Below are 21,366 nucleotides of genomic sequence, written 5' to 3'. Positions count from 1 at the left end.
ACAGAAAGAAAAATCAACGATTTCTATCATTAGTTCGCTCTTATGTTTATAATTTATCCAAGAAATTCATGGGACTTTAGTGCCAACACTTATTGACCGATCGCCTCACTCGGGCTTTCATGATGCATGCGGAACAAATGCGCAGGCACAGGAAGGGGAAGGCAGAGATGTTTGGCTTTATTCGGCCGATGAATGGAAAGGCATCCGACAGCCAAGCGATTCTGTCCGCCCTGGACCGTTCGCAGGCGGTGATCGAATTCTCGCTGGACGGAACGATCCTGACCGCCAACGCCAATTTCCTTGCAGTGATGGGCTATTCCTTGCCGGAGATCGTCGGACAGCATCACCGGATGTTCATCGATCCGGCCGAACATGGCAGTCCGGCCTATCGGGAGTTCTGGGATCGGCTGAAGCGCGGCGAGTTCCAGCGGGCTTTGTACCGGCGCATTGGCAAAAACGGTCGGGAGGTCTGGATCGAGGCGACCTACAATCCGGTACTCGATGGGTCCAGCCGTCCTTGCAAAATCGTCAAGGTCGCCACCGACGTCACGGAAAGACAGGCCATCAACGCCGACATGCGCGGCAAGATCGATGCGATTTCGCGCTCGCAGGCCGTGATCGAATTCAATCCCGACGGCACCGTCATCACCGCCAACGAGAATTTTCTCAAGGTGCTCGGCTACAGTCTGGACGAGATTCGCGGACGCCATCACAGCATGTTCGTCGATGCGCAGGAGCGCGAGAGTTCCGCCTATCGCGATTTCTGGTCCAGGCTGAACAAGGGGCAGTTCGAAGCCGCCCAATACCGGCGCATCGGCAAGGGCGGTCGCGTCGTCTGGATCCAGGCATCCTACAACCCGGTTTTCGACGGTGCCGGCCGCCTGTGCAAGGTCGTGAAGTTCGCGACCGACATCACCGACCAGATCAGTTTGCTGGAGCGCCTGAAATCCCTGATCGACACCAATTTCACCGAGATCGAACAGGCGATGAGCGTCGCCCACCAACAGGCCGACACCGCCGCGGCCGCATCGTCGGAGACGCGAGGGACGGTGCAGACCATTGCGGCCGGGGCGGAGGAACTGGCCGCCGCCGCCCGTGAGATCGCCGACAGCATGTCGCGGTCGCAGCAGGCTGCGGATGCCGCCGTGAGCGAGGCCGACAACGCCGACCGCGCTGCGACCCGCTTGACGGAAGTGGCGAAGGCGATGGGTGGCATCGTCGAACTGATCCGCTCCATCGCCGGACAGATCAACATGCTGGCCCTGAACGCGACCATCGAGGCGGCGCGCGCGGGTGAGGCCGGCAGGGGCTTCGCCGTGGTTGCCAACGAGGTCAAGAACCTGGCCAACCAGTCGGCCAACGCGACCGCCCAGATTTCCCGCGAAATCGAGGGAATGCGGTCCGTTTCCGGCGATGTCGTGTCTTCCCTGTCGGCAATTCGCACGGCGATGACCAATCTGCGCGAATTCGTCGTCATGTCCGCCGGCGCGGTCGAGGAACAGACCACCGTCACCGCCAGCATCTCCGCCAACATGCAGGGAGCATCGACCTCGGTGGCGGTGGTGGACCGGAACATCACCGCGATCTCCACCGCCTTCGCGCAGATCGGAACCGCCATCGCCTCGACCAAGGAAGCGGCACAGGTGCTCGCCCGCTGACCGGGTCCGGCGGACTTCGGCCAACCCGCCTCAACTGCCCCGAATGGCAAAGCTGACCACACGCTCCAGCGCAAGGTCGGCAGCCGCCCGCCAGTTCTCTCCACCCAGTTCGACCGAGACCGGCGGCAGGCCGACCGACGGAGCGGCCATGCCGTCACGGACCGGACGGGCCCGCAGAAGCAGGCGGGGATGGGCCGTGCCGCTCCAATCCTGACGACCTTCCAGGACCAGCAACAGGATCGGGCCGTCGACCGCCGGCGGCTTCTCCTCCGGCTCCCCGTCGTCAGCCGGCACGGCACGCAGGCCGAGACGCACCACCGCCTTGCCATGACCGGCGGTCTTGCCCGCGACGAGATCGGCGGCGGCTGCACACAGTGTCTCGGCCTCCGGTGGAACGGGGCGCTGGTCGGGGTCAAGGAAACGGCAGGCGATGCCGATCTCATGACCCGGCTCCGTCGCCAACCGAATCATCGCGTCATTCTGCGCGGCCATGGTCGGCATTGCCGCCAGCGCCAGCAGCAGTCCGCTCATTACCTCACGGCCGCCGCGCCGCCCGAACCATACCATCATGACCTTCCATTCCCGCGAACCGTCCTGATACGGCAGTCCCCACCCCTTCCCTGCGCGTGCCTCCCGCCCAGTGCTGTGCGACACCCGACAAGCCGCGGTCGGCCAGGGGAGATTGTCAGCTATCGGACAGCGACAGGAAAGATGACAATCCTTCTTTATCAGTAGCTTACCCGCTGGCACGCCCCCTGCATCAGCCGGACGCAGAGCCATTTCCGGCGCCAGGATGGGAGAGCGGGCATGCTCCAGGACAAGATCCAGGACGTCTTCAACGAACCGGGCTGCGCGGCCAACCAGGCCAAGTCGGCCAAGGAGAAGAAGAAGGGCTGCACCAAGTCGCTGAAGCCGGGGGCCGCAGCCGGCGGCTGCGCCTATGACGGGGCGATGATCGTGCTGCAGCCGATCACCGACGCCGCCCATCTGGTCCATGGCCCCATCGCCTGCCTGGGCAACAGCTGGGACAATCGCGGCTCGCAATCCTCCGGCCCGCAGCTCTACCGCACCGGCTTCACCACCGACCTGTCGGAGCTGGACGTCATCGGCGGCGGCGAGAAAAAGCTCTACCGCGCCATCAAGGAGATCGTTCAGCAATACGACCCGCCGGCCGTCTTCGTCTATCAGACCTGCGTGCCCGCCATGACCGGCGACGACATCGCCGCCGTCTGCAAATTCGCGACGCAGAAGCTGGGCAAGCCGGTGATCCCGGTGGAGGCGCCGGGCTTTGTCGGGTCGAAGAATCTCGGCAACAAGCTGGCCGGCGAAGCCCTGCTGGAGCATGTCATCGGCACGGTCGAACCCGAGCACACCACCCCGACCGACGTCTGCATCATCGGCGAATACAACCTCGCCGGCGAACTGTGGCTGGTCAAGCCGTTGCTGGACGAGATCGGCATCCGCCTGCTGTCCTGCATCTCCGGTGACGGCCGCTACCACGAGGTCGCCCAGGCCCACCGCGCCCGCGTCACCATGATGGTGTGCAGCCAGGCGCTGGTGAATGTCGGCCGCAAGATGCAGGAGCGCTACGGCATCCCCTATTTCGAGGGCTCCTTCTACGGCGTTTCCGACATGTCGGACACCCTGCGCACCATGGCCCGCATGCTGGTGGAGCGCGGCGCCAACAAGGGGCTGATCGACCGGGCGGAGGGCGTGATCGCGCGGGAGGAAAGCCGGGTCTGGCGCCGGCTGGAACCCTACAAGCCGCGGTTCGAGGGCAGGCGGGTCCTGCTGTTCACCGGCGGGGTCAAGAGCTGGTCGATGGTCAGCGCGCTGGAAGGCGCCGGGCTGACCATCCTCGGCACCTCCACCAAGAAATCGACCAAGGAGGACAAGGAGCGCATCAAAAAGATGAAGGGCGAGGAGTTCCACCAGTGGGACGACCTGAAGCCGCGCGACATCTACAGGATGCTGGCCGACAACCAAGCCGACATCATGATGTCCGGCGGCCGGTCGCAGTTCATCTCGCTGAAGGCCAAGGTACCCTGGCTCGACATCAACCAGGAGCGCCACCACGCCTATGCCGGCTATGACGGCATCGTCAATCTCTGCGAGGAGATCGACAAGACGCTGTCGAATCCGATCTGGCGTCAGGTCCGCCAGCCGGCGCCGTGGGAATCCGGCCCGTCCTCCACGCTCCTGGCTGCGGAGTGAGGCCGATGTCGCACATCCAGCGCTTCCCCTCCGCCGCCAAGGCCGCCTCGACCAACCCGCTGAAGATGAGCCAGCCGCTGGGCGCGGCGCTGGCATATCTCGGGGTCGACCGCTGCCTGCCGCTGTTCCACGGATCGCAGGGCTGCACCGCCTTCGGGCTGGTCCTGCTGGTCCGCCACTTCCGCGAGGCGATCCCGCTGCAGACCACGGCGATGGATCAGGTCTCCACCATCCTCGGCGGTTACGAGAATCTGGAACAGGCGATCCGCACCATCGTCGAGCGCAACAAGCCCGCCATGATCGGCGTCGCCACCACCGGCGTCACCGAGACCAAGGGCGAGGATATGGGCGGACAGTACACGCTGTTCCGCCAGCGCAACCCCGACATGGCCGACACCGCCCTGGTCTTCGCCAACACCCCCGACTTCGCCGGCGGCTTCGAGGACGGCTTCGCCGCCGCCGTCACCGCCGTCGTGGAGCGGCTGGTCGAACCCTCGCCGGTGCGCATCCCGACCCAGGTCAATGTGCTGGCCGGCAGCCACCTGTCGCCCGGCGATGTCGAGGAGCTGCGCGACATCATCGAGGGCTTCGGCCTGTCGCCGATCTTCCTGCCCGACCTGTCGCTGTCGATGTCCGGCCGCCAGCCCACCGACTTCACCGCCACCTCGCTGGGCGGCGTGACGGTGGAGCAGATCCGTGCCATGGGCGCCTCGGCCGCCACCATCGTGGTCGGCGAGCATATGCGGGTGGCCGGCAACGCGCTGGAGCTGAAGACCGACGTGCCGAGCCACTTCTTCAGCCGCCTGACCGGCCTGGAGGCGACGGACAAGCTGGTCCGGCTGCTGATGGAGCTGTCGGGCAAGCCGGCGCCGGCCCGGCTGCGGCGCCAGCGTGAAGCCCTGGTCGACGCCATGCTGGACGGGCATTTCTTCTACAGCCGCAAGCGCATCGCCGTCGCGCTGGAGCCCGACCTGCTCTACGCCGTCACCGGCTTCCTGGCCGACATGGGGGCGGAGGTCGTCGCCGCGGTGTCGCCGACGCAAAGCCCGGTGCTGGAGCGGCTGAAGGCCGCCACCATCATGGTTGGCGACCATTCCGACGTCGAGACGCTGGCCCGCGACGCCGACCTGATCGTCTCGAACTCGCACGGGCGGCAGGGTGCGGCGAGGATCGGCGTGCCGCTGCACCGCATGGGCCTGCCGATGTTCGACCGGCTCGGGGCCGGCTTGCGCGTCCAGGTCGGCTACCGCGGCACGCGGGAGCTGCTGTGCGATATCGGCAACCTGTTCCTCGCCCGCGAGATGGACCACGCGACTCACGAAGCCGACGAATCCCACGGCTGCGGAGGCGGATCATGCGGATGCAACGCCGTCTGAGCGTGGTGCAGGACCCCCGCCCGACCAAAGGAGGATCAATGAAGGTCGCTTTCTGCACCCAGGACATGCAGCACGTCGATGCGCATTTCGGCTGGGCCAAGAACATCGCCGTCTATCAGGTCGACCGTCAGGGCCATGCCTTTCTGGAGACCTTCCAGTTCGGCGGTTCGATGTTCGAGGACGGCAACGAGGACAAGCTGGTGCCCAAGCTGGAGGCGCTGGCCGATGTCGCCATCCTCTACCTGTCGGCCATCGGCGCCTCGGCCGCCGCCCGCGTGGTGGCGAAGAAGATCCATCCGGTGAAGGTCGAGGCAACCGAGACCATCCCGGCCCTGCTCGACAAGCTGGTCCAGACGCTGAACGGCAATCCGCCGCCCTGGCTGCGCAAGGCGATGGGCGAGACGCCGCAATTCCATTTCGACGAGGAGGAGGTCTGAGTATGGCTGCAGAGAGCGCCGATATGGCTGAAGTGTCCGTCGCCGACCAGTTCGTAAAGACGCTGGTCCTGCTGTTCCGTGCCGAGGACAGCTATGGCGCCTGGGAAGGCAAGCCGGACGAGGCCCTGCTCGCCCCCTTCATTCTGGACAAGGAGGCCCGCGCCGCCATCCCGATCATCGGCGATCCCGACCCGGACACGCTGTGGCGGCTGGAGCTGTTCTACAAGGCGGTCGGCGTCACGGTCGAAAAGCAGACCGGCATGATGGCCTCGCCGATGATGAAGATGAGCCACGAGGGCTTCGGCCGCATGATCCTGATCACCGGCCGGCTGGTGGTGGTGTCGAAGACTCTGCGCGACGTCCATCGCTTCGGCTTCCCCAGCCTGGAGAAGCTGGCCGCCGACGGCGCCAAGCTGGTCGAGAACGCCGTGGCGCTGATCCGGGAGTACCCCGAGGTCGCGAACCTCTGACCCTGCCGGGAGCATGACCATGAGCGACATCGACGCGCTGAAGGACGAGATCAAGAAGCTGAACGCCCGTGCCACCCAGAAGAAGATGGATTTGCACGATCTGTCGGAAGAGCTTCCGCAGAACTGGCAGAGCATCCTGTCGGTGGCGCAGGAAACCTATGACGTCTTCAAGACCCTGACGGAGAAGCGGGCGGCGCTGAAGGCACTGGAGACGGCATAACCCCTCCCTTTTTCAAGAAGAGCTTAGGCGCACCCTTTCCCGAGAGGAGCATTCCCATGGCTGAATTCCTGACCGGCACCACCCGCGGTGGTCAGAGCTGGACCCCGAAATTCGTCCAATCCATCGACCGGAAGCAGTGCATCGGCTGTGGCCGCTGCTTCAAGGTGTGCGGGCGCGGCGTGCTCGACATGATCGGCCTGACCGAGGACGGCGACATCGTCGACGCCTTCGACGACGAGGCCGAGAAGAAGATTATGACGGTCAAGGAAGCAGCCAACTGCATCGGCTGCGAAAGCTGCTCCAAGGTGTGTTCCAAGAGCTGCATCACCCATGCGCCGGTGGCGGCTTAAGCGGGAAAGTTAGACCCCCACCTAACCTCCCCCGCTGGGCGGGGGAGGGACTGCCGCCACTCTCCCGCATAAGCACTTGCCCCCTCCCCCGCCCAGCGGGGGAGGGTTGGGGTGGGGGTCTAACCTACCCCCTCAATACGCGTACTCCTTGAACACCGGATCGACGCTGCCGCCCCAGGGGCCGTTGAACTTCTCCAGAAGTTCGTCGGCCGGGCTGCGGCCGGTCTCGGCGATGACCTGCAGCGTGTCGAGGAAGTGGGTCTCGTCATCGCCCCAATTGTCGTTGCGGGCGCGGCGGGCCAGACCGTCGCGGGCGATCGCCAGCATCTCCAGCGCCACGTCGCGCACCGTCCCACTGCGGAACGTCGTGCGCAGGCCCGAGCGTGGCACTTCAGCCCGCAGGTGCGCGCGTTCGGCGGTCGTCCAGTCCTTCACCAGATCCCACGCCGCATCCAGCGCCACCTGATCGTAGAGCAGCCCGACCCACAGGGCCGGCAAGGCGCACAGGCTGCGCCACGGGCCGCCATCGGCGCCGCGCATCTCCAGATACTTCTTCAGACGCGCTTCCGGGAAGGCGGTGGTGGTGTGGTCGGCCCAGTCGGTGATCAGCGGCAGTTCACCCGGCAGCGCCGGCAGCTTGCCATCGAGGAAATCGCGGAAGGACTGGCCGGCCGCGTCGATGTAGGTGCCGTCGCGGTAGACGAAGTACATCGGCGTGTCGAGCAGATAGTCGACATAGCGTTCGAAGCCGAAGCCGTCCTCGAACACGAAGGGGATGTCGCCGGTGCGGTCCGGATCGGTGTCGGTCCAGATGTGGCTGCGGAAGCTCTGGAAGCCGTTCGGCTTGCCTTCCGTGAAGGGAGACATGGCGAACAGCGCGGTCGCGATCGGCTGCAAGGCCAGCGACACGCGGAACTTCTTCACCATGTCGGCTTCGGACGCGAAGTCCAGATTGACCTGCACGGTACAGGTCCGCGTCATCATGTCGAGGCCGAGCGAGCCGACCTTCGGCATGTAGTCGCGCATGATCTTATAACGGCCCTTGGGCATCCAGGGGATGTCGTCGCGCGTCCATTTCGGCTGGAAGCCCAGCCCCATCATGGCGATGCCCAGTTCGGCCCCGACCTCCTTCACCTGGCGCAGGTGGCGGTGCACCTCGGCACAGGTCTGGTGCAGGGTCTCCAGCGGGGCGCCGGACAGCTCGACCTGCCCGCCGGGCTCCAGCGTGATGTTGGCCATGTCCTGGACCAACGCGATGATGTTGCCCTTCTCCTCCACCGGCTGCCAGCCGAAGCGGGTCATGCGGGTCAGCAGCTCGCGGATGCCGTCCGGCCCGTCATAGGGCAGCGGCCGCAGGTCGGAGGTGCGGTAGGCGAATTTCTCGTGCTCGGTTCCGATGCGCCAGTCGGGCGCCGGCTTGCAGCCGGATTCGAGATAGGCCGCAAGCTGGCGGCGGTCGGTGATGGGTTCGCCGCGCGTGGTCGGGGGTGCGGACATGAAGTCTCTCGCGGGAAGTGGACGGAGGATCGGCCGGGTGACGGCCGGTTACGGGATCGGCGCGCGGAAAGGCGGACGCCGGTCGCTTCCCCCGGCAGTCCAGTCCCCGGCCAAGGACTGCCAGCAAGCCAGCGCCGCCACCACCGCCGTGTCGGCCCGCAGGATGCGCGGACCCAATCCCACCGGTACAACAAAGGGAAGTTTGACGAGTTCGTCAAGTTCCGACTGGTCGAAACCGCCCTCCGGCCCGATCAGCAGGGCTGCAGGTCCCGCAGGGGCGTCGCGCAGAACCTCGGCGATGGGGCGGGCGGAACCGGCCTCGGCACACAGGTAAAGCCGGCGGTCCGCCGGCCAGCCGGCCAGCGCGCGGTCCAGCGGCAGAGCCTCCCCCATCTCCGGCACGCTCAGGCGCTCGCACTGTTCGGCCGCCTCGACCGCGTTGGCGCGCAGCCGGTCGCTGTTGACGCGGTTGGGATCGGTGCGGCGGGTGAAGACCGGCCAAAGCCGGGAAACTCCCATCTCGGTCGCCTTCTCGGCGACGAAATCGATGCGGCCCTTCTTCAGCGGGGCGAAGAGAAGCCAGAGGTCAGGGGTCGTATCCTGCTGCCGCCGCTGCTCCGCCACGGTCAGCGAGCACCAGCCCTTGCCGAAGCCGTCGATCACCGCCCGCCATTCGCCGTCGCGGCCGTTGAACACCGCGACGGAGTCGCCGCGGTCCAGCCGCAGGACATGGCGCAGAAAATGGGCGCGCTCATGGTCCAGCCCGACCGACTGGCCTTCGGCCAGCGGGCTGTCGACAAACAGGCGGGTCTTGATCGGGTCGGCCATGGTTTTCGTCTCCGCGGGGCGGCGCCGACTATAGCCGGCCGCGGGCGTGCAAGTCAGCAGGTCAGAAGCCAGACATGCGGGTACGCGAGGCCGCTCAGGCTGCGGCTATCAGGGCGTCGATCTGGCGGCGCAGGTCGTTGGGCTGGACAGGCTTGTGCAGGATGCGGATCTGATCCGCCTTGGCCGCAGCCATCAGTTCGGCCCCGGTGTCGCCGGTCAGGATGATGGCGGGCACGGTGGCGCCGCAGGCCTCGCGCACCGCCCGCACGGCGGTGATGCCGGACCAGCCGTCGCGCAGCCGGTAATCGGACAGGATCACGTCCGGCGCCGGACAGCCGGGCAGCTTCGCCAGGACGGTTTCGACATCCTCCGCGGCAAGCACCTGATAGCCCCAGGTGTCCAGCATGATCTCCATCCCGGCCAAGATGATCGACTCGTCATCGATGACGACGGCGAAACGGTCCGGTTTCGTGCTCATGTCCATTTCAGATTGCAAGCCGCTGAGGTTCTGATAAAGAAACAGTATTGGCACGATTTTGGCGCGCGCAAGTCCTGGAACTGCAATTTTTCATAGCTTGAACCCGGCTGTTTCGCCGCATCCTTTCCGGACTTCAGTCCGGTCGCAAGCGGTGCGCCGCACTTGCCGCACGGACGGCAGCCCGATACCTTCGCCATGATTGCTGTTCCGACATCTCCATAGCACAGCGGAAACACCGCCGTCATGCCCACTGCTTCCACCGGCCCAACTCTTCCCGACTCCGGTTTCACCGACATCCGCAGGGACGGCTGGGTCACCCGCCGGATTCCCGCCCGGCTGCGCCCTTATGTCACGCTGGCGCGTCTCGACCGCCCGATCGGGACATGGCTGCTGCTGTTCCCTTGCTGGTGGAGCGTGGCGCTGGCCATGCCGCAGCCCTTCCGGGACTGGCCGTCGCTGCTCTGGCTGATGGCGCTGTTCGGGATCGGCGCGGTGCTGATGCGCGGCGCCGGCTGCACCGTCAACGACATCCTGGACCGCAAGTTCGACGCGATGGTGGAGCGCACCCGCTCCCGCCCGATCCCGTCGGGGCAGGTGTCGGTGCGTCAGGCGCTGGCCTTCCTGGTGGCCCAGCTTCTGGTGTCGCTGCTGATTCTGGTGCAGTTGGGAACGACCGCCATCGGTCTGGGCGTGCTGTCGCTGCTGCTGGTCTTCACCTATCCGCTGATGAAGCGGATCACATGGTGGCCGCAGGCCTTTCTCGGGCTGACCTTCAACTGGGGCGTCCTGATGGGCTGGGCGGCGGTGCAGAACGATGTCGGCTGGCCGGCGGTGGCGCTCTATGTGACGGGCATCGCCTGGACGCTGGGCTATGACACCATCTACGCCCATCAGGACAAGGAGGACGACGCCCGCATCGGCGTGAAGTCCACCGCGCTGCGCCTGGGCGACCAGAGCAAGATCTGGATCTACGGCTTCTACACTCTGACATATGTCGGCATCGGCATCGCCGGCCGTCTGGCCGGGCTGGGCGGACTGTTCCTGCCGGTGCTGTCGCTGGCCGCCCTGCAACTGGCCTGGCAGGTCGCGACATGGCGGCCGGATGACCAGGGCGACTGCCTGGACAAGTTCAAGTCAAACCGCTGGTTCGGCTGGCTGGTGCTGGCGGCGATCCTGGCGGGGAAGATTTAGGGCGGTTCCTGTGTGATTGCCCCCACCTAACCTCCCCCGCTGGGCGGGGGAGGGACTGCCGCCGCTCTCTTGAACAAGCACTTGTCCCCTCCCCTGCCCAGCTCCCGCACAAACAAAAAGGGCGGAGCAAAGCCCCGCCCTTCCTGAAAACCTGAAATCCGTTCCGATCAGCGCCCGCTGGTCTCGGCCAGCTGGGCGACGGAGTTGCCGGAACCGGGCTTGCGGCCGGGAGCGACGGTGCGGCGGCTGCCGGGCGAGGAGACCTCGGCGACCGTCACCGGCGCGGCATGCACCGCACCCGCCGGCTTGCGCGACGGCAGCACGGCGACATCCATGCGCTGCGGCTTCTGCGGAGCGTGCGAGGCGACGGCGGTGGTCGGCAGGCTCTGCGGCTTGCGGCCGGGAACCGAGACGCTGAGCCCCTTCTGCGGGTGCAGCGACGCTTCCAGCATGCGCGGGCCGGTGGCCTTGCTGCGGCCGCGCGGGCTGCTGGCGAAGCCCTGGTCCATGCCGCGGTCGCCGGCATCCAGCATCCGGCCGCTACGCGGCGCCTCTTCGCCTTCCGGCATGATGAAGCCGTAGGCGGCATAGACGCGCAGGCCGAGCTGGTCGGTCGGCTCGTGCCAGACGCGGACGGAGGACCAGTCGTTGTTGCGGGACACATCGACCACCCGCATGCCGCGGCGAAGCCCATCGCCATCCAGCCAGCTGTGGTCGACCTCGATGGTGCGGCGGTCGATCACCGCGCTGACCAGCGAGACGTGGCCTCGGCGCATGTGGCCGGTGCGCTTGAAGACGAGGACGGAGCCGACGGCGGGGCGGTGTTCGCGGTCATACTGGCCGGCGGCATGGTCCCACCAGGTCCAGGCGTCGCCGCGAATGGTGAAATCGGAGATGGAGCGGACCGTGCGCACGCAATCGCCGTCTTGTGCGGCAGCCGTCGACACGGTAAGGGGGCTGAGCGCGATCAAAGCCGCAAACGAAAGGCCGATGGCGGTTCCCCTCTGCCGCATGACTCCCCCAATCCCTCTGTTTTCCCCTTGGCAGAACGGGTAACACGGGTTCGCAGCTGTGTCTACACCGTTTGAATTATGTAACATTCAAAAGCCATCGACCGCCCTCCCCCCAACAGCGGAGTCCCTTGGGAATCCTCGTATGAACAATGCATCCCCGCCAGATTTCGTCCGCGACAACACGGCGCTGACGACCACCCCGCTGTTGCCGGAAATCCAGCTTCATCTTGCCACCGAGGTCACGCCACTCTGGCAGGCGACCGAGGAGACCTTGGCCGCCACGAATTTGCCACCGCCATACTGGGCTTTCGCTTGGCCGGGCGGACAAGCTGTGGCGCGGCTGTTGCTTGACCGGCCGGAGCTGGTGGCCGGCAAGTCCGTGCTCGATTTTGCCGCAGGCACCGGGCTGGTCGGCATCGCCGCGATGAAGGCCGGGGCGGCGCGGGTGCAGTCCTGCGACATCGACCGCTTCTCGCTCGCCGCCATCGCGCTGAACGCCGAGGCCAACGGGGTGGAGGTCAAGCCGGTCAGCGCCGACCTGGTCGGCCGCCCCCTGCCGGGCATCGACGTGGTTCTGGCCGGCGACGTCTGCTACGAGCGGCCGATGGCGGAGCGGGTGACGGCATGGCTGCGCGAGGTCGCCGCCACCGGCACGCTGGTGCTGCTGGGCGACCCCGGCCGCGCCTATGCCCCCGACGGCGGCATCGAGAAGGTAGCGACCTACACCGTCCCGACCTCGCTGGAGTTGGAAGACCGCGAGGCGCGGGAAACGACGATCTGGCGGCTGCTTCCTAACGGCTGAGTCGGGAGACGGCCAGCCGCAGGTCGGCCAGGAAGGTCGGCTGCTCCACCAGCTGGCCGCGCAGCAGGTAGCTGGGGTGGAAGGTCGGCACCACCTCCACCCCGTCCAGCAGGCGGCAGGGCAGCACCTTGCCGCGCAGCTGCAGGATGCCGTTCTCCCCGGTCAGCGCCCAGGTCGGGGTGCGGCCCAGCGCGACGATCACCGACGGGCGGTAGTCGGCCAGGGTGGCGCGCAGATGCTCGATCTCGCCGGCGAATTCGGCCAGCAGCCGGTCCGACGTGCCGAAGGCGCCCCAGCTCTCGTCGATCTCCCGCCCCTCCTTGCGGGCGCGGGCGCGCGAGGAGAAGAAATGCCCGACCTTGTTGCCGGGCGGCTGGTAACGGAAGACGTTGGCGACGAGGCATTCCGCCCGCTCGATGCCGACGGCGGCCAGCGATTCGTCCAGCAGCTTGCCGCTGCGGCCGACGAAGGGGGTGCCCTGCCGCGCCTCCTCAGCCCCCGGCGCCTCGCCGACGATGGCGAGCCGCGGCCCGTCCACCGGCTTGGTCGGGTACTGGTAGTCGGCGAAGGGCATGTCGGTGCGCAGCTCTGTCATCGGATCGCTTCCCAAATTCCCGGCAATGGGTGCAGTCGAGGAACCGGGCTTGCCGAAGCATCGGCCCGACCCCAAGCTTGTAGGCGGTGAGGTTCTAGCCCAGACCGTCCAGCCTACCAACAAGGGAGAGATCGGGATGACACCGCAAGCACCGACGACGCAGGAACTGGCGGGCAAGACCTGCGAGCCCTGCCGCGGCGGAATACCGCCGATGGACCGGGCGATGGCCGCCTCCTATCTGGTGCAGGTGCCGGGATGGGACCTGAAGGAGAACCCGGACCGCATCGAACGCGATTTCAAGTTCCCCGACTTCGCCCAAGCCCAGGCCTTCGCCGTTCAGGTCGGCAACCTCTGCGAAGCGGAAGGCCATCACGCGGAGATCCGCTACGGCTGGGGCCACTGCTCGGTCGCCTTCTGGACCCACAAGATCAGGGGGCTGCACGAGAACGACTTCGTGATGGCGGCGAAGGTCAATGGGCTGGCCGATGCGCCCTATGTGCCGGCATCGGTGGGGACTCCGCCGCCGCCTTATGTGCAGGGGGCGTGAGGGAATGTTTCTGGATTGGTGAAGTTAGACCCCCACCTATCCTCCCCCGCTGGGCGGGGGAGGGACTGCCGCTGAACGCCGACAAAGGTCCAATCCCCTCCCCCGCCCAGCGGGGGAGGGTCAGGGTGGGGGCATCGTCAGCCGACACCTCCCCGCGCCCTACCCCCACAGTTCCGCGACCGGTGGCTGGACCACCGCGCCGTCATAGACCAGCCCCGGTTCGCGGTCGCGGGCCAGCAGCAGCGGGCCGTCCAGATCGACGTAGCGCGCGCCCTGCCCCACCAGCATCGCCGGCGCCATGGCGAGCGAGGTCGCCACCATGCAGCCGACCATCACCTCGAAGCCCATGGCGTGGGCGGCGCGGGTCATCACCAGCGCCTCGGTCAGCCCGCCGGTCTTGTCGAGCTTGACGTTCACCACCCGATAGAGCCCGCGCAGACGGTCGAGCGACTCCAGCCCATGGCAGGATTCGTCGGCGCCGAGCGGCACCGGACAGTCGACTCCGCGCAACGCCTCGTCCTGGCCGGCGGGCAGCGGCTGTTCGATCATCTCCACGCCCAGCCCGGCGAGAACCGGGGCGAACTGGTGGAGCTGGTCCAGCGTCCAGCCCTCGTTGGCATCGACCACCAGCCGGGCGGACGGCGCGGCGGCGCGGACGGCGCGCACGCGGTCGAGGTCGCCCTCCCCTGTCAGCTTCATCTTCAGCAGTGGATGGCGCGGCGCCCGGTCGCGGGCGGCGGCGGCCATCGCGTCGGGTTCGTCGACGCTCAGCGTGTAGCAGGTGACCAGCGGCCCCGGCGGCTCGGCCAGCCCGGCAAGCTTCCAGGCCGGCACGCCGCTGCGCTTGGCCTCCAGGTCCCATAGGGCGCAGTCCAGCGCATTGCGGGCGGCGCCCGGCGACATCTGCCGGGCCAGCGAGTCGCGGTCGAGCCCGCCGGCCACCGCGTCGGCCATCGCCTCCAGCGCGGCGACGACCCCGTCGACGCTCTCGCCATAGCGGGCATAAGGCACGCATTCGCCACGGCCGCGGTGGGGACCGTCGGTCACCTCCGCCACCACAACCGCGGCTTCGGTCTTGGCCCCGCGCGAGATGCGGAAGGCGCCGCGGATGGGAAAGGTCTCCCGACGGACGGTCAGCTGCTGGGCAGACATTGCGAACCCCGAAATGGAACAGGGCCGGGAGTGTATCCCGGCCCCGTTCCCGAAGGCGACAGTCAAGTCGGCGGGATCACCGGTCCTGAATGATGACTCCGTACCAACCGAGCCCCTTGTAGGTCTCGTAGCCGGGGGTCAGGGCGTAGCCGACCAGCCGGTTCTTGTCGTCGATGTAATGGCCCATGGTGGTGGCACTGCGGCGCAGCGGCACCGTCTCGGTCAGAAGGCCGCGGCCGTCGGACGAGGCGATCACCCGGTGGCGGGCGTCGAGCAGCAGGCAGCGCGACTTTTCCCGTTCCCCGGCTTCCAGCCGCACGCCCTCGACCACCGCGGCGGCCTGGGGCTCCCAGTCGAAGAAGATGCCGAGCACGCCGATGGCGTCGCCGTCCGCCTCGCCGTCGCGGCGGATCGCGGTGGCATATGTGGCGACGACGCGGTCGTCCAGGCTGCGGTTGCGGGCGACGTCGCCGACGGTGAACTCGCCGCCGTTGCGGGTGGCCAGCGCCTGCCGGAACCACGGCTCGTCCGACACGTTGGCGCCGCGCGCGCCGGGATAGCGGTCCGGCCGGCCATTGGCGATCACGGTGCCGTTGCGGTCGGCGATCCACAGGTCGAGATAGACGGTGTAGGATTCCAGGATCACGCCCAGCCGGCGCGAGGCATGGCGGCGCGCCTCCTCCGTCGGGTCGGCGGCGCAATCGACCACCGCGCTGTCGGTCGCCCACCAGCGCACGTCGCAGGACCGCTCATACAGGTTGCGGTCGATGATCTCGATCATGTTGAGCGACAGGTCGGCCAGCCGCTTGCCGTGCATCTCCTGCACCATGGCGCTGCCGGTGGTGGTCAGATGGTCGACGCGGGCGACGATCTCCGACCGCAGCTCCTTGGTGATGCTGTTGACCTGGGTCGAGATCTCCGACACCTCGTTGGCGACGACGGCGAAGCCGCGCCCGGCGTCGCCGGCCCGCGCCGCTTCGATCAGGGCGTTCATGGCCAGCATCTTGGTGCGCCGGGTGATGTCCTCGATCAAGGACACCTTCTTCGACGCAACATCCAGCACGCCCCGCGACAGCTCGAAAAGATCGGTGCCCGCCATGCTCATCGTCTTGTCCCCCGTCATGACCGTCCCTGCATTCTCCAAATCAAAAGCCGTGCCAACGGTCACCGGCGCCCCGTGAACGGCCCGCCCTCCCGGTTTCCGCGGCGCTTGGCCGCAGATGACAGGGAGCCATCCGGCATTTCGGGGGAGTTGTACGGTTAAGCTGCTGAAACAGCGGGCATGCTGGCGACGGGTTGCTCAACAGGTTGCGAACTTGCCATGGGCGCGGCTTCCATGTTGCGGACACGTAACACGGATTCTCCGCAAATTCGCAATAAAAATTCCTATCTGAGAAGCAACACGCCAGATCAATTCCGCATTGCAAAATCCCATGCGCATGCTGTGCACATTCGCCGGGCAGTTGATGCGGAGCGCGTCACTGCACCACGGAAAATGCACCACGGAAAAGCCGTCAGGCCACGCGGTGCATTTCATCCAGGAACCGCTGGACCTCGCGGGTCAGGCGGTCGGCCTCGGCGGCCATGCGTTCGGACGCGGCGAACACCTCGTGCGCGGTGCCGCTGGTGCGGCCGGCGGCGTCGGTGACCTCGCGGATGTCGTCGGACACCGCGCGGGTGCCGGCGGCGGCCTGTTCCATGTTGACGACGATCTCGCGCACGGCGGAGCCCTGCTGCTCGATCCCGGCGCTGATGCCGGAAGCGATCTGGTTGATCGACTGGATGGTGCGGCCGATGCCGACGATGGCGCCCACCGCCTCCTCGGTCGAGGACTGGATGCCGGCGATCTGGGCGGCGATGTCGCCGGTGGCCTTGGCGGTCTGATCGGCCAGCCGCTTCACCTCCTGCGCCACGACGGCGAAGCCCTTCCCCGCCTCGCCGGCGCGGGCCGCCTCGATGGTGGCGTTCAGCGCCAGAAGATTGGTCTGGCTGGCGATGTCGTTGATGAGGGTGATGACGTCGCCCACCGTCCGCGCCGCGCCGGACAGGTTGCCGACCAGCGCGTTGGAGCGCTCGGCTTCGCCCGCCGCGTTTTCGGCGACCTGGGCGACCTCGCCGATCTGGCGCGCGATCTCGGCGATGGAGGCGGACAGTTCCTCCGTCGCGGCGGCGACGCTGCCGACATTGCTGCCGGTCTGGGCGGCGGAGGCCGCGACCGACGACGCCTTGCCGGTGGCCTGGGTCGCGTCCGTCTCCATGGTGCGGGCGGAGACCTCCAGCTGGTGGGCGGTGTCGGCCACCTCGCTGCACACGCTCTGGATCTGGCCTTCGAAGCGCTGGGTCACGCCGGCGAAGCCCGCCACCTTCTGCGAAATGCTTTCCGTCGCCGCGTTGATGGTGCGGCTGGCGTGCAGGAAGCCGCCCTGCATGCCGCGCAAAACGATCCGGCGGAAATATTTGTGCTCTGACACCGCATGCATGGAGGCTGTCGCCTCGCGCACGAAGGCGTCGGTGCGGTCGATGGCGTCGTTGGTGGCGTGCATCAGCTCGCCCAGCGCCCCGCCCTCGCGGATGCCGATCACCCGCGCCTCGAAATCGCCGGCGGAGACCGCACGGTTCACCCGGGTCAGCTGGTCCACCACCGCACAGGCGCGGCGCAGGAACAGCACCGCCCCGCCGATCGCCGCCAACCCGGCCACGGCCAGTCCGGCGCGCAGGGCGATGCCGCCGATCCCCAGCAGGTCGACCGTCAGCAACGCCGCCAGCGCCACCCCGCCCAGCATCGCCAAGCCGCCGGCCCGCGTCAGCGAGGACGCCTTCGGGGAGGACGCCTTCGGGGAGGACGCCTTCGGAGAGGACGACTTAGAGGGAGAAGACGAATTCGTCATACCCGATCCCCTTCTCCGCCAGCAGGGCGAGGACGGCGGCGAAGCCCGCCTCCATCCCCTTCTTGCGGTCGGCATGGCTGTTCTCGATGTCCAGAAGCTGGCGGTAGAGCGGGATCACCTTGTCCAGCGCCGACCGTTCCGGCACCCGGCGGGAGGAGTGATAGCCGATCACCCGCCCTTCGGCGTCGAAGCTGGGCGTGACATGGGCGAAGACCCAGTAATGGTCGCCGTTGCGGGCACGGTTGACCACATAGGCGAAGATTTCCTTCCCCGCCGCCAGCGTGTCCCACAGCAGCTTGAAGACGCAGCGCGGCATGTCGGGATGGCGGACGATGGAATGGGGGGCGCCCATCAGGTCGGCCTCCTCATAGCCGGCGACCTGCTGGAACACCCGATTCGCGTAGGTGATCCGCCCCTTCAGATCGGTCTTGGAAACGATGACTTCATCCGGGTCGAAGAAGCGTTCCACCCCCGTCAGGGGGACGTCGCGTCGTGCCATGTGCCTTCCGGTCTCCCGCTTCCCAGACCTGCCCAGACCCGTGCGGTCCTGCCTGCGCTACTTCCCGGCGAGAATCGGGCGGCAGGAACGGATTATTTCCGGATCGACATGCCACGCGATGCCCCGCACCGCGGGAGCTGTAACGAAAAGCACTTTAATGTGACGGAAGCTATCAGGAAAGACCCTACCCATTGCGGTGCCGAAATATTTGGGTATCCATCATCCAGTCGGATGAAATCCGCCTACTCCGGCGGATAGGGAATGGTCAGCAGCCGGCCGGCCGGCGGGTTGTCCACCGTGACCACCGTGCCGTCGGGCCAGCGCACCTCGACCTGCTCCACCTCATGCAGCGCGCCGAGCCCGAAATGCGCCACCGGCTCGCCCTGGCAGAGATAGCCTGACCCGGCATTGACGATCCGGCGCTGCCGGCGCCCGCCCGCGGTCAGGCTGACGACGGCGCCGCGCGCCGGCGCACCGTAGGGGGTCAGCGGCTGCACGCGCAGCCAGCCATTGTGCGAGGCGGCCGGACGGTAGATGGACAGCGGCTGCGCCACGGCGTCCGGTCCGTCATGGGCGGTGCCATGCGCCAGCACCAGCTCCAGCCGGCCGTCGCCGTCGATGTCGGCCGCGACCGCGCCGGTGCCCAGCCCCTTCGGCTCCGCCGCGTCGCCCAACTCCAGCTCCTGCCACTGGTCGTTGCGCCAGCCGAACAGGCGGTTGGGCTCGCCGTGGGCGTGGAAGAACAGCTCCTCATAGCCGTCATTGTCGAAATCGGCGGCGACGACGGTGAAGATGCGGCCGGGCATCGACAGGTCGGCGTCGGCCGATTCGATGAAGGCGCCGCCCATGCGCTGGTGGAACAGGCGCTGCGCCCCGTCCCAGGTGCCGACCACCAGATCGAACAGCCCGTCGCCGTCGACATCCAGCGCCGCGACCGCACGTCCGGACGGGCGCGAATCGGCGATGCCGCGCTCCTCGGCGATCTCCTCGAAATTGCCGTCGCCCAGGTTGCGGAACAGCTGGTTGGGACCGCCGTCGTTGACCGTCACCACATCCATATGGTCGGAGACGATCGGCAGGGTGACGACGCCGCGCGCCGCCCCGATGGAGTCCAAACCGGCCTCCTCCGCCCCATCCTCCAGCCGGCCGCGCCGGGTCAGCTCATACAGGCGCAGCGGCCCGCCGTCGGTCGCCACCAGAAAGCCGTAGCGGCCATGGCCCCAGCGGTCGAGCGCCGCCACCGCGCCGGCGGCGGTGTGGTTGGCCGCCCCGGCATTCTCCGCCTGCGCGAACAGGTCGAGCCAATGCTTGCCGAAACAGGCGAAGAGCCGATCGGCCATGTCCTTGGCACCGGTGACCCGGTCGCAATTGACGACGTAAAGCTCCTCCCGCCCGTCGCCGTCGATGTCGGCGGCAGCCAGCCCCATGGCGGGACTGGAGGGATCGGCGATCAGCGGGGTGGCGATATCGACCAGACGTCCGTCGACCCATTTCAGGACAAGGTTGGCGGTGCGGTAGCCGGCCACGACCAGCTCGAAGGCGCCGTCGCCGTCGATGTCCGTGACCGCAATCCCGTTCGACGGCCGCGGCGGGTTCTCGGCGAGCAGCGACGAGCAATCGAGGAACATATGCACCCTCTTGTCCCGTGGTCGGTCCACCCTCGCCGCCCTCAACAGGCCTTTGGAGCCATTGGGCTTTCGAGCGGTGTATCCCTGTTGATACCCCGTCCCCGCCCGGCCGTAAACCCGGACGGAGGATCAGGGACGGCCTATGCCCGATGCCGCAGCCCGGATCCAGGCCGGGCGGCCGTTTCCCCTGAAAGCAAAATCCCCCCGGCGCGGTTACGCCGGAGGGATTTCGCCAGAAGGATTTCGAATGGTCGAACGACGGGGTCGTTCAGAGCCGCTTCTTCGCGCCGGTATTGCCGGTGGCACGCTTGGCCGCCGCATCGTCGTTGCCGGCCGGCTTTTCACCCGCCTTGGCCGCGGCGGCGGCCTTGGCCTGCTCGCGGGCCGGCAGTTCGATGTTGACCTCCAGCGTCGAGCAGTCGCCGCCGCGGTCGAGCTTCACCTCGACCTTGTTCTCGTCGATGTTGACGTATTTGGCGATGACCGCCAGCAGCTCCTGCTGGAGCATCGGCAGATAGTCGGGCCCGCTGCGTCCGGCGCGCTCGTGCGCCATGACGATCTGCAGACGCTCCTTGGCCTGGACGGCCGACGCGCGCGGGGCCGCGCGGAAGAAGTTGAAAATGCTCATGCGCTCCTCCGCAGGAGCCGGCTGAACAGGCCCTTCTTCTGGGGGGTGACGAAGCGGTGCTCGATGTCCTCGCCCAGGAAGCGGCCGACCGCGTCCGAATAGGCCAGTCCGGCGTTGGAGACCTCATCCAGGATCACCGGCATGCCGACGTTGGAGGCGCGCAGCACCGCCTGGCTTTCCGGAATGACGCCGAGCAGCGGGATCGCCAGGATCTCCAGCACGTCGTCGACCTTCAGCATCTCGCCCCGCTCGACGCGCTCCGGGTCGTAGCGGGTCAGCAGCAGCTGCTGCGTCACCGGCTCCAGCCCCTGCTCCGCCCGGCGGGACCGCGAGTTCAGCACGCCCAGGATGCGGTCGCTGTCGCGCACCGACGAGACTTCCGGGTTGGTGACGATGATCGCGTGGTCGGCGAAATAGAGCGACATCAGGGCGCCACGCTCGATACCGGCCGGGCTGTCGCACAGGATGTAGTCGAATTCCTTCGACAGCTCGTTCAGCACCTTCTCCACCCCCTCGCGGGTCAGCGCGTCCTTGTCGCGCGTCTGCGAGGTCGGGAGGATGTACAGGTTCTCGATCCGCTTGTCCTTGATCAGCGCCTGGTTCAGCTTCGCTTCGCCATTGATGACGTTGATGAAGTCGAAGACCACCCGGCGCTCGCAACCCATCACCAGGTCAAGGTTGCGCAGGCCAACGTCGAAATCGATGACGACCGTCTTGAAGCCGCGAAGCGCCAGCCCGGTCGCAAAGGCCGCGGACGAGGTCGTCTTGCCGACACCGCCCTTGCCGGAGGTCATGACGATGATCTTGCTCAACGGAGCCTCTCCCATAATCCCAAAGTTGCCGTCACCGATACCAAACACCGTCCGAAGATTGCCGCCTTCGGACAAGATTCCGT

The 21,366-nt window shown here is 67.2% G+C and carries 23 protein-coding genes and 1 pseudogene; 10 read left to right on the top strand and 14 right to left on the bottom strand.

The window, feature by feature from the left end; genetic code table 11:
- The first annotated feature begins 167 nt into the window (after positions 1–167).
- Entirely contained in the window at positions 168–1,658 is a 1,491-nt protein-coding gene (locus TSH20_RS22490; protein ID WP_109156011.1) for a PAS domain-containing methyl-accepting chemotaxis protein, read from the top strand.
- 30 nt (positions 1,659–1,688) lie between these two features.
- Here the strand turns inward: TSH20_RS22490 and TSH20_RS22485 are convergent, their stop codons facing one another.
- On the bottom strand, positions 1,689–2,228 hold the full coding sequence (locus tag TSH20_RS22485; protein WP_109156012.1) for a hypothetical protein: 540 nt from the start codon (positions 2,226–2,228) through the stop codon (positions 1,689–1,691).
- Between the two features lie 237 nt (positions 2,229–2,465).
- Between TSH20_RS22485 and nifE the strand changes: the two genes are divergently transcribed.
- The 6 genes from nifE to fdxB are packed head-to-tail and all read left to right on the top strand — an operon-like array spanning position 2,466 to position 6,725.
- Positions 2,466–3,872: a nitrogenase iron-molybdenum cofactor biosynthesis protein NifE gene (nifE, locus tag TSH20_RS22480; RefSeq protein WP_109156013.1), complete on the top strand. Its 1,407-nt coding sequence runs from the start codon at positions 2,466–2,468 to the stop codon at positions 3,870–3,872.
- A gap of 5 nt (positions 3,873–3,877) precedes the next feature.
- Positions 3,878–5,248 (top strand): nitrogenase iron-molybdenum cofactor biosynthesis protein NifN, encoded by a 1,371-nt coding sequence (nifN, locus tag TSH20_RS22475; RefSeq protein WP_109156014.1) that lies wholly within the window; start codon positions 3,878–3,880, stop codon positions 5,246–5,248.
- A 38-nt stretch (positions 5,249–5,286) separates the two neighbouring features.
- Positions 5,287–5,685: a nitrogen fixation protein NifX gene (gene nifX / locus TSH20_RS22470; protein WP_109156015.1), complete on the top strand. Its 399-nt coding sequence runs from the start codon at positions 5,287–5,289 to the stop codon at positions 5,683–5,685.
- A 2-nt stretch (positions 5,686–5,687) separates the two neighbouring features.
- Positions 5,688–6,155, top strand: coding sequence for a NifX-associated nitrogen fixation protein (locus tag TSH20_RS22465; RefSeq protein ID WP_109156016.1), 468 nt, complete (start codon positions 5,688–5,690; stop codon positions 6,153–6,155).
- A gap of 19 nt (positions 6,156–6,174) precedes the next feature.
- Positions 6,175–6,375, top strand: coding sequence for a CCE_0567 family metalloprotein (locus TSH20_RS22460; protein ID WP_109156017.1), 201 nt, complete (start codon positions 6,175–6,177; stop codon positions 6,373–6,375).
- A gap of 56 nt (positions 6,376–6,431) precedes the next feature.
- Positions 6,432–6,725 (top strand): ferredoxin III, nif-specific, encoded by a 294-nt coding sequence (gene fdxB, locus TSH20_RS22455; RefSeq protein WP_109050545.1) that lies wholly within the window; start codon positions 6,432–6,434, stop codon positions 6,723–6,725.
- 132 nt (positions 6,726–6,857) lie between these two features.
- On the opposite strand, the gene TSH20_RS22445 is transcribed toward fdxB, so the two are convergent.
- The 4 genes from TSH20_RS22445 to TSH20_RS34715 form a co-directional block, all read right to left on the bottom strand.
- On the bottom strand, positions 6,858–8,222 hold the full coding sequence (locus TSH20_RS22445) for a glutamate--cysteine ligase (protein ID WP_109156018.1): 1,365 nt from the start codon (positions 8,220–8,222) through the stop codon (positions 6,858–6,860).
- A 48-nt stretch (positions 8,223–8,270) separates the two neighbouring features.
- Positions 8,271–9,050 (bottom strand): 16S rRNA (uracil(1498)-N(3))-methyltransferase, encoded by a 780-nt coding sequence (locus tag TSH20_RS22440; protein WP_109156019.1) that lies wholly within the window; start codon positions 9,048–9,050, stop codon positions 8,271–8,273.
- Between the two features lie 94 nt (positions 9,051–9,144).
- Positions 9,145–9,528, bottom strand: a complete 384-nt coding sequence (locus tag TSH20_RS22435; RefSeq protein ID WP_247870947.1) for a response regulator — start codon at positions 9,526–9,528, stop codon at positions 9,145–9,147.
- Positions 9,525–9,773: a hypothetical protein gene (locus tag TSH20_RS34715; RefSeq protein WP_136705289.1), complete on the bottom strand. Its 249-nt coding sequence runs from the start codon at positions 9,771–9,773 to the stop codon at positions 9,525–9,527. The genes TSH20_RS22435 and TSH20_RS34715 overlap by 4 nt, the downstream gene beginning before the upstream one ends.
- Here TSH20_RS34715 and ubiA point away from each other — a divergent pair.
- Complete coding sequence (gene ubiA / locus TSH20_RS22430) at positions 9,772–10,719, top strand: 4-hydroxybenzoate octaprenyltransferase (protein WP_109156020.1); 948 nt, start codon at positions 9,772–9,774, stop codon at positions 10,717–10,719. The two genes, TSH20_RS34715 and ubiA, sit on opposite strands and share 2 nt — an antisense overlap.
- A gap of 167 nt (positions 10,720–10,886) precedes the next feature.
- Here the strand turns inward: ubiA and TSH20_RS22425 are convergent, their stop codons facing one another.
- The gene (locus TSH20_RS22425) at positions 10,887–11,633 is read right to left on the bottom strand and encodes a CHAP domain-containing protein (protein WP_247874513.1); all 747 of its coding nucleotides are present in this window, start codon (positions 11,631–11,633) and stop codon (positions 10,887–10,889) included.
- 241 nt (positions 11,634–11,874) lie between these two features.
- On the opposite strand from TSH20_RS22425, the gene TSH20_RS22420 reads away from it, so the two are divergent.
- Positions 11,875–12,534, top strand: a complete 660-nt coding sequence (locus TSH20_RS22420; protein ID WP_109156022.1) for a methyltransferase — start codon at positions 11,875–11,877, stop codon at positions 12,532–12,534.
- Here TSH20_RS22420 and TSH20_RS22415 read toward each other — a convergent pair.
- Positions 12,524–13,129, bottom strand: coding sequence for a uracil-DNA glycosylase (locus TSH20_RS22415; protein WP_109156023.1), 606 nt, complete (start codon positions 13,127–13,129; stop codon positions 12,524–12,526). The two genes, TSH20_RS22420 and TSH20_RS22415, sit on opposite strands and share 11 nt — an antisense overlap.
- A gap of 136 nt (positions 13,130–13,265) precedes the next feature.
- Between TSH20_RS22415 and TSH20_RS22410 the strand changes: the two genes are divergently transcribed.
- A complete protein-coding gene (locus tag TSH20_RS22410; protein WP_109156024.1) occupies positions 13,266–13,676 on the top strand; it encodes a 4a-hydroxytetrahydrobiopterin dehydratase in 411 nt (136 codons plus the stop codon).
- A 159-nt stretch (positions 13,677–13,835) separates the two neighbouring features.
- On the opposite strand, the gene dgcA is transcribed toward TSH20_RS22410, so the two are convergent.
- The 7 genes and pseudogenes from dgcA to minD all read right to left on the bottom strand — a co-directional run bounded on the left by dgcA (position 13,836) and on the right by minD (position 21,283).
- On the bottom strand, positions 13,836–14,828 hold the full coding sequence (gene dgcA / locus TSH20_RS22405; RefSeq protein ID WP_109156025.1) for an N-acetyl-D-Glu racemase DgcA: 993 nt from the start codon (positions 14,826–14,828) through the stop codon (positions 13,836–13,838).
- Positions 14,829–14,904: 76 nt separating this feature from the next.
- A complete protein-coding gene (locus TSH20_RS22400) occupies positions 14,905–15,951 on the bottom strand; it encodes a methyl-accepting chemotaxis protein (RefSeq protein ID WP_109156026.1) in 1,047 nt (348 codons plus the stop codon).
- A 391-nt stretch (positions 15,952–16,342) separates the two neighbouring features.
- Positions 16,343–17,716 (bottom strand): methyl-accepting chemotaxis protein, encoded by a 1,374-nt coding sequence (locus TSH20_RS36175; RefSeq protein WP_282183582.1) that lies wholly within the window; start codon positions 17,714–17,716, stop codon positions 16,343–16,345.
- Positions 17,691–18,215: a PAS domain-containing protein gene (locus TSH20_RS22390; protein ID WP_109156028.1), complete on the bottom strand. Its 525-nt coding sequence runs from the start codon at positions 18,213–18,215 to the stop codon at positions 17,691–17,693. The genes TSH20_RS36175 and TSH20_RS22390 overlap by 26 nt, the downstream gene beginning before the upstream one ends.
- 242 nt (positions 18,216–18,457) lie before the next feature.
- Complete coding sequence (locus tag TSH20_RS22385; protein WP_109156029.1) at positions 18,458–19,843, bottom strand: CRTAC1 family protein; 1,386 nt, start codon at positions 19,841–19,843, stop codon at positions 18,458–18,460.
- A 379-nt stretch (positions 19,844–20,222) separates the two neighbouring features.
- Positions 20,223–20,471 (bottom strand): annotated as a pseudogene (gene minE, locus TSH20_RS22380) (cell division topological specificity factor MinE); the annotation flags it as partial.
- Positions 20,468–21,283: a septum site-determining protein MinD gene (minD, locus tag TSH20_RS22375; RefSeq protein WP_085088446.1), complete on the bottom strand. Its 816-nt coding sequence runs from the start codon at positions 21,281–21,283 to the stop codon at positions 20,468–20,470. The pseudogene minE and the gene minD, both read right to left, overlap by 4 nt.
- Positions 21,284–21,366: the final 83 nt, after the last annotated feature.

This window comes from Azospirillum sp. TSH20, assembly GCF_003115935.1.
Classification (GTDB): domain Bacteria; phylum Pseudomonadota; class Alphaproteobacteria; order Azospirillales; family Azospirillaceae; genus Azospirillum.
This window is presented reverse-complemented; position numbering and strand designations above follow the sequence as displayed.